10 protein-coding genes and 1 pseudogene are annotated in these 11,235 nt (G+C 42.3%); 10 read left to right on the forward strand and 1 reads right to left on the reverse strand.

The genetic code is table 11. The annotated features are described in order from the left end of the window. The 10 genes and pseudogenes from DXA07_RS12805 to DXA07_RS12850 form a co-directional block, all read left to right on the forward strand. A pseudogene (locus DXA07_RS12805) lies at positions 1–494 on the forward strand (hypothetical protein); the annotation flags it as partial. Between the two features lie 241 nt (positions 495–735). Continuing rightward, positions 736–1,167, forward strand: a complete 432-nt coding sequence (locus tag DXA07_RS12810) for a protease complex subunit PrcB family protein (RefSeq protein WP_008400482.1) — start codon at positions 736–738, stop codon at positions 1,165–1,167. 21 nt (positions 1,168–1,188) lie between these two features. Continuing rightward, positions 1,189–1,923, forward strand: a complete 735-nt coding sequence (locus DXA07_RS13620; RefSeq protein WP_243015454.1) for a DUF3794 domain-containing protein — start codon at positions 1,189–1,191, stop codon at positions 1,921–1,923. Then, entirely contained in the window at positions 1,904–2,740 is an 837-nt protein-coding gene (locus DXA07_RS13625; protein WP_243015455.1) for an SPOCS domain-containing protein, read from the forward strand. Before DXA07_RS13620 ends, DXA07_RS13625 begins: the two co-directional genes overlap by 20 nt. A 332-nt stretch (positions 2,741–3,072) precedes the next feature. Continuing rightward, the gene (locus tag DXA07_RS12820) at positions 3,073–3,555 is read left to right on the forward strand and encodes an NAD(P)H-dependent oxidoreductase subunit E (protein WP_117822517.1); all 483 of its coding nucleotides are present in this window, start codon (positions 3,073–3,075) and stop codon (positions 3,553–3,555) included. 49 nt (positions 3,556–3,604) lie between these two features. Beyond that, positions 3,605–5,446, forward strand: a complete 1,842-nt coding sequence (locus DXA07_RS12825; RefSeq protein ID WP_242997321.1) for an NADH-quinone oxidoreductase subunit NuoF — start codon at positions 3,605–3,607, stop codon at positions 5,444–5,446. A 14-nt stretch (positions 5,447–5,460) separates the two neighbouring features. Then, a complete protein-coding gene (locus DXA07_RS12830) occupies positions 5,461–7,146 on the forward strand; it encodes a [FeFe] hydrogenase, group A (protein WP_118484866.1) in 1,686 nt (561 codons plus the stop codon). A 220-nt stretch (positions 7,147–7,366) separates the two neighbouring features. After that, the gene (locus DXA07_RS12835) at positions 7,367–7,648 is read left to right on the forward strand and encodes a nucleotidyltransferase domain-containing protein (RefSeq protein ID WP_118484876.1); all 282 of its coding nucleotides are present in this window, start codon (positions 7,367–7,369) and stop codon (positions 7,646–7,648) included. Then, positions 7,629–8,060: an HI0074 family nucleotidyltransferase substrate-binding subunit gene (locus DXA07_RS12840; protein ID WP_118484868.1), complete on the forward strand. Its 432-nt coding sequence runs from the start codon at positions 7,629–7,631 to the stop codon at positions 8,058–8,060. Before DXA07_RS12835 ends, DXA07_RS12840 begins: the two co-directional genes overlap by 20 nt. Positions 8,061–8,383: 323 nt before the next feature. Further along, positions 8,384–10,102, forward strand: coding sequence for a leucine-rich repeat protein (locus DXA07_RS12850; RefSeq protein ID WP_118484872.1), 1,719 nt, complete (start codon positions 8,384–8,386; stop codon positions 10,100–10,102). Positions 10,103–10,228: 126 nt separating this feature from the next. Here the strand turns inward: DXA07_RS12850 and DXA07_RS12855 are convergent, their stop codons facing one another. Continuing rightward, positions 10,229–10,801 carry a biotin transporter BioY gene (locus DXA07_RS12855; RefSeq protein ID WP_118484874.1) on the reverse strand — a complete coding sequence of 191 codons (573 nt, stop codon included), beginning with the start codon at positions 10,799–10,801 and terminating at the stop codon, positions 10,229–10,231. Between the last annotated feature and the right edge of the window lie 434 nt (positions 10,802–11,235).

Genomic DNA, 11,235 nt, shown 5'->3' on the forward strand with positions numbered 1-11,235 from the left:
AATTTACAGGTTCTGACTATAACGAGATCAAACAGGTGTATTCCATCTGGATCTGTATGAATATGAAAGAGAACAGTCTGAGTCATATTCATATGGTAAAAGATGATTTGCTTGGCGAACAGGATTGGAAAGGCAATCTGGATATTCTGAACATCGTGATGATCGGGCTGGCGAAGGAGATACCACCTAGAGAAGAAAAATATGAACTGCATCGATTACTTGGAACGCTATTGTCACAGACAATGACGGCGGAACAGAAATTAAAGCTGATGAAACAAGAGTATGACATACCGGTAGACAGACGCAGTATAAGGGAAGAGGTGAAGATCATGTGCAATCTGAGTGAAGGCGTAGAAGAAATGGGATATGCAAAGGGCGAAGCCGCTGGAAAATCGGAGATTATCCTCAAAATGCATAAGAAAGGCTATTCCTTAGAGCAGATCATGGATGTAACCGAAATGAGTGAAGCTGAAATCAAGGCAATTATAGGATAAGAACATAAGCAGAACAGATAACATGTATATTTTAGTAGAAGTCCGGATATGGCAGAAATGCTGTATTTGGACTTTTTTCGTTGAAATATAAATTAATAAGAAAAAATGAGAAAAGGCAGGCTAAGAGCTCCGGCAAAATTTCCATGCATAGACTTGCAAAGCAGGACATATAAATAATGGTATAGAGATTGACAAGGGTAAAGATAGAGCCGAAAAATGACATTGTGAAGGGAGCGGTGAGATGAGAGGACAAAGATGGCTGCGTATTCTGGCAGGGGTGTTGACTGTGGTAGTTGGGCTGAGTTTGTTTGCCGGATGCAGTTTTTATAAGGTGAAAGAAGATGGTGAAGCGCTGACTTACGATATCTGTGACGACACCATGCTGCCGGAGGAGTTGTTGAGCGTCATTAACAGCAAAAAAGAAGAACCGTTTAATCTGACATATTCAAACAACACTTACACATATATTGTGATCTGCAGCGGCAGGCAGAATCGGGATGATGTTGGCGTGGTTGTAGATAAGATGTATATGGATGAAAATGCTATTTACATCGAATCGGTTCTCAGGCAGACGGCGACACCATCAGATGCAGTAAGTAAGGATACGGTATCGTATCCATATATAGTTCTTCGGATTGCACGGACAACGACACCGGTTGTATTTAAAAATTAGAAAATAGTATGGGGGTATCATATGGAACTTGTAAAAAATAAACTCAGTACAACGATTTTAAAGACTTCTAAGTATTCGCAGTTTACGATCAATGATGATTTTAATGTACCGGATGCAAAAGACGATATGGAACGGATCATTGCAAGTACAGGAAATGTCCTTTTAGATGATGTAGAGACATTGGAGAATAAGGTGCGGATATCAGGAACAGTTGTATTTAAAGTCCTGTATCAGACAGTTGGTGAAGATGTTCGGTTTGAAACCTATGAGGGTGATGTTCCATTTGAGGAATCCATCAATATGGATGGCATACTTGCCGGTGATAAGGTCGATGTCAGCTGCGTGCTGGAAGATCTGTACATAACCATGATCAATTCAAGAAAATTTGAAGTTCGCGGGCTGGTTGGCATGAAACTGTGGGCTATGGATTCCGTAGAGCTGTCCGGGGCAACCGGATTGTTAAACGGATCGGGAATCGAATGCAGGAATGAGCAGATTCCATTTACCAATAATGTGGCATCTGTAAAAGATATATTGAAGGTAAAAGAAGATTTCGAGATCGCTGCCAATAAACCAAACATCGGTCGGGTGCTTTGGAGCCGGGTGTCCTTCTATGGCATCGAGACAAAGGTTGTAGATGGGGGAATAAATATGAAAGGACAGATGGACCTGTTTGTAATCTATCTGGCGGAGGAGCCCGGCGTACCAATGCAGTATCTGAATGAGAGCCGGGAATTTGAGGCTGATCCCGTGTGAAGAAGCAAATGAAGGCATGATCCTGGATGACCGCATTACGATGGGAAAAGGAGAAGTCAGTGTGCGTGCGGACAATGACGGAGAAGACCGCGTGCTTCAGGTTGAATATAATCTCCATACAGATATGAAGATTTACGAAGATATGGAGCTTTCTATCATCGGGGATATGTTCTCTCCGTCGGCAAATGTAGAAACGATCTGTGAACAGTTTCCATTTGAGAATCTTCAGATAAAAAATAATGCCAAGACAAAAGTCGTACATAAAGAGCGAATCAAGAGCAGCTTCCCGAAGATCCTGCAGATCGTATATGCAACCGGAACGGTTGAGATCGATGAGGTAAAAGCAGGAGAGGACAGCATTGATATATCAGGTGCGGTAAAAGCTGAAATACTCTATGTATCAGCAGAGGATAGCAAGCCGTTACAGCAGATTGAAACGGCGATACCATTCAATTATCAGGTGGAATCCGTACCATTTGTCAATCAGGATTCGATCCGCATCAATCCATCCGTTGATCAGATTACAGCCCAGATGCTGAATTCCGATGAGGTGGAGATCAAGGCGGTGATCAATATGAATGTTACGGTATTTGCACCGGGTTCTGTGGATGTCATTACCGATATGAATATTCTGCCGATCGACTGGAATAAGAAGGCAGCCATGCCGGGTATGGTTGGATATGTTGTAAAAGAAGGCGACAGCATCTGGTCTATTGCCAAAGAATATTTTTCCAGCCTGGATTCCATCCGAACCATCAACCATCTGGAAAGCGACGAGGTAACACCGGGTGAGAAATTATTAATTGTAAAATGTTAGCAATATAAAAATCCCCGCCCGTCTCCGGCACGATGGTGGGTAGTGTTTTCAACATCAGTGGAACTTTCGTTATGAGATTCATGCTAACTGTCAGCATCAAGCCCATGTCTGAGCCTGATAAGGCAAGTTTGGGCGACTGCTGACAAATAGTTGCATGAAGCGAATAGAAAGTGCAACGAGTTGAAACACTACCCACCATCGTGCCGGAGACGGGCGGGGGTTTATTTTTCAATCCAAAATCTTCGTGCAAATCCTATTGAAAAATGTTATCATCTGTATATGAGGTATTGATAAAAATTCCCAACAATGGGGCAAAGCACGGAGGGTAATACATGCTGGAACAATCTTACTACGATGAGGCTGATAAGATTATTGCTGCATATGGGACAGAGCCAAGATTTCTGATCCCGATCATTCAGGATATTCAGAGTGAATATAAGTATCTTCCGCCGGAATTATTACGATATGTGGCGGACAAACTGAATATCGCAGAGGCAAAAGCTTACAGCGTAGCAACATTCTATGAGAACTTTTCATTTGATGCAAAAGGAAAGTTCATTCTTAAGGTGTGCGATGGAACCGCATGCCATGTCAGAAAATCCATGGATATCTTAAATCAATTGTATAAAGAACTTGGATTGTCAAAAGAGAAACACACAACAGATGATATGATGTTCACATTAGAGACAGTATCATGTCTTGGCGCATGCGGACTCGCACCGGTCATGACGGTAAACGATGTTGTTCATCCGGCTATGACACCGGAGAAGGTAACTGCATTGATAGCAGAATTGAAGGAGGGTGCGGATGAATAGAATAACAAATGTATCAGAGCTTGACGCAGCAGTAAAACAGGCAGAAGAGATGCTGCATGCGGATTCGCACAGGATCCTTGTCTGTGCAGGAACCGGATGTCTGGCGGGTGGCTCTCAGAAAATATACGACCGGTTCTGCGAGATGGCGAAGCAGTCGGAGGGCGTGAAGGTAGAATTTGTCCCGGAGGCGGAGGATACAGTTATAAAAGAATCCTGTCATGTCGGCGTGAAGAAAAGCGGCTGTCATGGATTTTGCGAGATGGGGCCGCTTGTGCGAATCGAGCCATATAATTATATCTACATAAAAGTAAAGGAAGAAGATTGCGAGGAGATCTTCAACGAGACGATCCTGCACGGAAGACCGGTAGAGCGTCTGATGTATCACAAGGATGGTGTTGTCTACAGACAGCAGGAAGAAATTCCATTTTATAAGAAACAGACCAGACTGGTACTGAAAAACTGCGGACATATCGATGCAGAAAATATCAATGAATATCTTGCGGTCGGTGGATATCAAGCACTTCGTAAGGTGTTATTTACCATGGAGCCTTCGGAAGTTATTCAGGTCATCAGTGACTCCAATCTGCGTGGACGTGGAGGCGGTGGTTTCCCGACCGGATACAAATGGCAGCAGGTTGCCAGACAGGCGGAGAAGATCCGATATGTTGTCTGCAATGGTGATGAGGGAGATCCGGGTGCGTTCATGGATCGAAGCGTGATGGAAGGCGATCCGCATAAGATGTTAGAGGGTATGATCATTGCTGCATATGCGGTTGGTGCGCAGGAGGGATATGTCTATGTAAGAGCAGAATATCCGCTGGCAGTCAGCCGTTTGAAGACTGCGATCGCACAGGCAGAGGAAGCGGGATTTCTTGGTGAGAATATCTTAGGCTCCGGTTTCTCTTTCCATATACATATCAATCGTGGTGCGGGAGCATTTGTCTGCGGAGAGGGAAGTGCGCTCACGGCATCGATCGAGGGACAGCGCGGAATGCCGAGAACCAAGCCGCCGAGAACGGTAGAGCAGGGCTTATTTGCCAAGCCGACAGTTCTGAATAATGTAGAAACCTATGCAAATGTGTCCATGATCATTTTAAATGGTGCAGACTGGTACAAGTCGATCGGACCGGAGAAAAGTCCGGGAACCAAGGCATTTGCATTGACCGGAAGTGTAAAGAATACGGGACTGATCGAGGTACCGATGGGAACAAAGCTGCGTGAGATCGTGTATGATATCGGCGGTGGTTTAAAGGATGATATCCCGTTAAAGGCAGTTCAGATCGGTGGACCATCCGGTGGCTGTCTGGTGACGGATGATCTGGAGGTCAGTCTGGATTTTGATTCATTAAAGAGCAAAGGAGCGATGATCGGTTCGGGTGGTCTGGTTGTTATGGATGAGAATACCTGTCTGGTTGAGGTAGCCCGTTTCTTTATGAACTTTACACAGAACGAGAGCTGCGGCAAATGCGTTCCATGCCGTGAAGGAACCAAGCGGATGCTTGAGATCCTGGAGCGGATCGTTGCCGGAAATGGTACGTTAGAGGATCTGGATCTGTTAGAGGAACTGGGACAGGCGATCACCGACACAGCCCTTTGTGGACTTGGTAAGAGCGCAGCCCTTCCGGTACTTAGTACGCTGAAGAATTTCCGTCAGGAATACATCGAGCATGTGGTTGACAAACGATGCAGAACCGGAAACTGTAAAGCACTGGTTCGCTATAAGATCAATCCGGAAGCATGTAAGGGCTGTTCCAAATGTGCGAGAAACTGTCCGGTCGGTGCGATCACAGGCGAGATCCGGAAACCATTTGTCATTGATACAGCCAAATGTATCAAGTGTGGTGCATGTATCGATAATTGTGCGTTCCATGCAGTATATACAGAGAATTAAGGAGGGAGACGAACATGGATTATATTACGATCAATTCAATCAAAGTGCCGATCGAGGGCGAGAAGAATGTTCTGTCTCTGATCCGAAAGGCAGGGATCGACATCCCGACATTCTGTTATCATTCAGAATTATCCATCTATGGCGCATGTCGTATGTGCGTGGTAGAAGATGACAGAGGAAAAATATTTGCAGCATGCTCCGAGACACCGAGAGCGGGCATGGTGATCTATACGAATACAAAGAAAGTGCAGCAGTACAGAAAGCTTATTATCGAGCTGTTGTTATCCTCTCATTGCAGAGACTGTACGACCTGTCAGAAGAATGGCATGTGTGCGCTCCAGTCACTTGCCTATAAGGTTGGTGTGCATGCGGTTCGTTTCCTGAATAATAAAAAAGAAGAAAAGATCGATATGAGTTCACCGTCTATCGTCCGGGATCCAAATAAATGTATCCTATGCGGTGACTGTGTGCGTACCTGCGATGAGATTCAGGGGCTTGGTGTTATCGATTTTGCATTCCGTGGTTCGAAAATGAAGGTACAGCCGGCATTTGACAAGCCGCTTGCAGAGACAGACTGTGTAGGATGCGGACAATGTGCAGTTGTCTGCCCGACCGCAGCAATCTCGATCCGTACCAATGTAACCGATATCTGGGATGCGATCGAAGATCCGTCCATCCGGGTGGTTGCACAGATCGCACCGGCAGTCCGCGTGGCAGTTGGAGATAACTTCGGTATACCAAAGGGCGAGAACTGTTTTGGTAAGCTGGTATCAGCACTTCGTATCATGGGCTTTGACATGGTATTTGACACAAGCTTTGGTGCCGATCTTACGGTTATGGAGGAATCCAAAGAATTTGCGGCGCGTCTTGCATCGGATGAGAAGCTTCCGTTATTCACATCCTGCTGTCCGGGATGGGTCAAATATTGTGAAGAAAAATATCCGGAATTTGCAGATAATCTGTCAACCTGCCGTTCTCCACAAGGAATGTTCTCAGCAGTGATCAAGGATTATTTTGCGGAGAAAGATAAAGAAGATGGTAAGAGAACGATGGTTGTATCGATCATGCCTTGTACAGCAAAGAAGGGAGAGATCCTCCGACCGGATAATTTCACGGATGGCAGACAGGATACCGATTATGTCATCACAACGACAGAGGTTGTGCGGATGATTAAGCAGATGGGACTGCAGTTTACCGAACTGGAAAATGAATCCGCAGATGCACCATTTTCGGTGGCTTCCGGTGCAGGCAAGATCTTCGGAACGACAGGTGGTGTAACGGAAGCGGTGCTCCGTCGTCTTGCGGAGGACAAATCCTATAACACGATCCGTGAGATCAGTTATACAGGTGTCCGGGGATTTGAAGGAACGAAGGAAGCAACGATCGAGTTAGATGGCAGAGAAGTGAAGATTGCAGTTGTACATGGTCTTGCAAATGCAGGACGGTTGCTTGACCGTATCCGATCCGGCGAAGCAAGCTATGATTTCGTTGAGGTTATGGCGTGCAGACGTGGATGTATCATGGGTGGCGGTCAGCCATCCGGCGCAGGCCCAAGAACCAGACGGAGCCGTATGGAAGGTATGTACAATGCAGACGCAAGCTCCAATGTCCGTTTCTCCGAGGAGAACCCGGCAGTCCGTCAGTTGTACGATCATTTCCTTGCCGGAAAAGAACATCGTCTGCTGCACCGGAATCTGTAAGCTTAATATTAAGATAAAATGGGTATATCTTCCATAATAAGGTAGATATATCCATTTTTTATTTCCTACTTTGTTACATGCATGATATAATGAATGCAAAATTGTTTGCTCGCAAGGATGCTGATTTTGCAGAATGCATTGAGTGAGCTATGCTCACGAAATAATGAGTGCAAGAGAGCTAACATGCTTGCATGCAATGCCATGGTTTGGAGAGAATGATATGAATGTAATGCCGGTTGAACGGATTATTGAAAAAGTAACAGAAATTTGCAAAAAAAATAATATAAAGCATTTAAAATTGTTTGGCTCTTTTGCCACAGGAACAGCAACGGAGTATAGCGATATTGATTTTGTTGTGTATGGATGCCCGGATATACTGAAATTGGAACGGGATATGGAGGATGTAGAAACGCTTCGGAAGATAGACATATTTGATTATGACTCAATAAGGAATAAGCAATTATTGGAGGATATAGATTTATATGGAAAACAAATTTATTAACAGATATCGTACATTTTGTAATTGCCTGAACAATCTGAAAAAAAGTCAAAATGCAGATCCGGAACAGGATTTCGTACTGGAGGGAACGATTCAGAACTTCAATCTTACGTTTGATATTTCATGGAAAGTAATGAAAGATATTCTGGTGAAGAAACTTGAAATTACGAATTTTGCACTTGGCTCACCACGGGAAGTTTTACAAACAGCATTTACGAACCGCTTGATAGATGATGATCGCTGGGTTGAGATGTTGAAAATAAGGAATCAGCTTGCACATGATTATGATGGATCTTTGGCGGAAAATGTATTCCAGAAGATTGTTGAAACGTATATTATTTTATTTGAAAGATTCAGAGATGAAAATAAAAAATTCTATGAAAACTGGGATATGGATGAAATGCATTTTGAGTAAACATGTCATATAGAATCACATATAGAATCTACGTTTTTAACAATTGTCATTCACCATTTGGTGTGCTACACTTAATTAGTAAATTTTTTGCGAAAGGGATTGACAAAGGATGCAGAAAGGAAAAGGCTTAAGCACAGCACAGCACAGCACAGCACAGCACAGCACAGCACAGCACGCTTAAATAGCGCTTTTTTGATACCATAAAATATAGAACTGCAGTTGAGAAGACCTGGAACAGGATAATGGAAGATTATCCTGTTTCGGGTCTTTTTTGCGCTTGTGTCAACCCGGAGTAAAAAGAAGAAATTGGAAGGAGAGACAATATGAGAAACAAAAAACAAATGAACAAATTGGCATTGCAGACAAAATTAAAACGTCTGCTGATCGCCGGAGAACTGGCGGCATTAGTAGCAGTACCGCTGTTATTTAGTAATGCAGGTATGCGGAAAGTTGATGCAGCACAGGGGGATGTGAAGATCAATTCAACGAATTTCCCGGATGAAGGATTTCGGAAATATATTTCTAAGAACATTGACCGAAACAAAGATGGTGTATTATCAAAAGCGGAGATTAAGAAAGTTACTGAAATAAAACTGGAGCATTATGATGAAGCTGGAAATGAATATGTTTATAATGATCTGACCGGTATTGGTGTATTTACAGAATTGAAAAGTCTGGAATGTGAAAGCCAGAAAGATCTTTCCAAACTGGATCTGCACAAAAATACAAAACTGGAATTCGTAAAATGTGGTCGTAACGGCATAAAAGAATTGAACGTATCCAAATTAACGAAATTAAAAGAGCTGCGCTGTTATGTCAATAAACTGACAAAATTAGATGTCAGCAAAAATGTAAATCTGGAGATATTAGATTGTGAGAGCAATAACTTAACTGGTCTGGATCTCCGTAAGAATACAAAATTGGTGGAATTGTATTGTGGCGGTAATAAATTGACAAAGCTCGATCTTACAAAAAATACAAAACTTAATAATCTGTGGTGTTATGATAATAAACTGACCAAATTAGACGTTAGCAAAAATACGAAATTATTTAAAATTAATTGTGATAATAATAAACTTACGAAACTTGATCTAACCAAGAATCTTAACCTTATATATCTGTATTGTTCAGGTAATAAGCTTACAGGATTAAATGTTGATAAGAATGAAAAGCTTGAATGCCTGTGGTGTAACGATAACAAACTGACCAAGCTGCGTCTAACAAATAATAAACAGCTTGTTAGTCTGGAGTGTACAAGGAATCAGTTGACCCAGTTGGATACCAGTCATAATAATGCATTGGTATGGGTAGATTGCGCGGATAATAAGTTAACGAAACTGGATTTAAGTGCGAGTCCATTATGTCAGAGAATTGTCTGTGAGGAGAATAAACTGACAGAGATCATTGTACCAAAGAATATGGAAACGGATGGAATTATGTATGATAAAAATCTTAAGGTGTCCATAAAGAAAAAGACAAAGCCAGTCAAAAATGGAACCTATTTTGTTGAGGATACATATAATCATCCATATTGTATCTTCCGTGTTACAAGTACAAAGGCCGGAAATCGGACAGCAGCCCTTGGAGTATGGAGTAATGCAGGTGCTTTCGGCACAAAAGGCTGGAAAAGAAATATGAAAGGAATAAAATATGGAAATCAGACTTATAAGCTGACGTCCATTGATTCTGGAGCATTTGCAGGTGCAACATTCTCTGAATATGATGGAAATAATAATATTGTGATCGGAGGAAGTATTAAAACAATTGGATCCAAGGCATTTGCCGGAACAAAAGTTTTAAAGACGATCACCCTTGGAACATCAGTTGAGAAAATTGGATCATATGCTTTTGCTAACAGCAGGGATTTAAAGGTTTTAAAGATCAAAACAACCAAGCTGACATCCAAAACGCTGAGCAAGAAAACCTTTGCCGGTATCACCTCAAAGACAACAGTCAAAGTACCAAAGAGCAAGCTTAGCGCATATAAGAAGCTTTTCCGTAAGTGCGGACTGAGCAAGAATGTAAAGGTTAAGGCAATCTAAAAAAGCCGGAAAGAAATAAAAAAGGGTTCGTTCAGAATAGGTTGTGTCTGGATGCCTCATAATGAAAACAAGCAGGAAATCTTTTAAGGATTCCTGCTTGTTTTATAACTATATAATATTTTATTTTTATGCTGCTTCTTTCTTTGCGCCTGTATTTGCATTTGCTTCCGGCATCAGTTTCTTGAATAATGGAACGATCTGTGCAGCGATAATAGCTTTTACAAGATCCAGTGGAATAAATGCAACAAAGCCTGAAAGGAAAGCGACTTTCCAAGTTAAGTTTCCGTTGAATTTCCACCATAACATTCCGATGATATCAATGAGGGCTGCTGTTAAAATAGCAATGATCGTATAACGGATACGATTATATTTCTTACCCTTTGTCAGACCTGCAAAGATAGTAACGATAATAAATGAGAATGTATATCCACCGAATACTCCTGTCAGATAACCGATACCGGAGCCACCGCCGATAAATACCGGAACGCCGACTGCACCGAGGATCATCCATAAAGCAACGATGATCGTTGAGTCGCGGACTTCAAATACCAGTGCAATGAGCATGATCATAAAGTTCAGTAATGTAATGTGTGCTGCATTTGGGAGTGGAGTTGGGATACTTAAATATGCGGATACGCATAAGATTGCTGCAAATACAGCCATCATTGTGATCTCCACGGTTGTGAATTTGTTTTTCATGTGTGTTCTCCTTGTTGAATAAATAATATAAGTACAATGGATGCCATCCCTTGATTGGATGAGGTTAAGGGGGATTGACAAAAATATGAAGCGGATAGCAGGGCTAAGCTATCCGCTTCCAGATAACAAATTGAATGTCAACTATTAAATGGCACCCACTGGATAACATTATAGATGGCATATATCCAAATGTCAACCATAAAATATGCCTGTTGGTTGACATTTGGATAACTTTACTTAGGAATTGTCATTTACCTTTCAGTATGCTACACTTAATTTGTAAATTTTACGCGAAAGGGATTGACAAAGGATGCAGAAAGGAAAAGGCTTAAGCACAGCACAGCACAGCACAGCACAGCACAGCACAGCACAGCACAGCACGCTAAATAGCGCTTTTTTGATACCATAAAATAATAGAACTGCAGTTGAGAAGA

Origin of the sequence: Clostridium sp. AM54-37XD, assembly GCF_003478225.1 — a bacterium.
GTDB classification, from domain to species: Bacteria; Bacillota; Clostridia; order Lachnospirales; family Lachnospiraceae; genus Coprococcus; species Coprococcus ammoniilyticus.

Bases quoted from the DNA above. Each gene is read 5' to 3' on its own strand.
- DXA07_RS12810 (WP_008400482.1), top strand. From the start codon at position 736: ATGAGAGGACAAAGATGGCTGCGTATTCTGGCAGGGGTGTTGACTGTG.
- DXA07_RS12830 (WP_118484866.1), top strand. From the start codon at position 5,461: ATGGATTATATTACGATCAATTCAATCAAAGTGCCGATCGAGGGCGAG.
- DXA07_RS12840 (WP_118484868.1), top strand. From the start codon at position 7,629: ATGGAAAACAAATTTATTAACAGATATCGTACATTTTGTAATTGCCTG.
- DXA07_RS13620 (WP_243015454.1), top strand. From the start codon at position 1,189: ATGGAACTTGTAAAAAATAAACTCAGTACAACGATTTTAAAGACTTCT.
- DXA07_RS12855 (WP_118484874.1), bottom strand. From the start codon at position 10,801: ATGAAAAACAAATTCACAACCGTGGAGATCACAATGATGGCTGTATTT.
- DXA07_RS12825 (WP_242997321.1), top strand. From the start codon at position 3,605: ATGCTGCATGCGGATTCGCACAGGATCCTTGTCTGTGCAGGAACCGGA.
- DXA07_RS12850 (WP_118484872.1), top strand. From the start codon at position 8,384: ATGAGAAACAAAAAACAAATGAACAAATTGGCATTGCAGACAAAATTA.
- DXA07_RS12820 (WP_117822517.1), top strand. From the start codon at position 3,073: ATGCTGGAACAATCTTACTACGATGAGGCTGATAAGATTATTGCTGCA.
- DXA07_RS12835 (WP_118484876.1), top strand. From the start codon at position 7,367: ATGAATGTAATGCCGGTTGAACGGATTATTGAAAAAGTAACAGAAATT.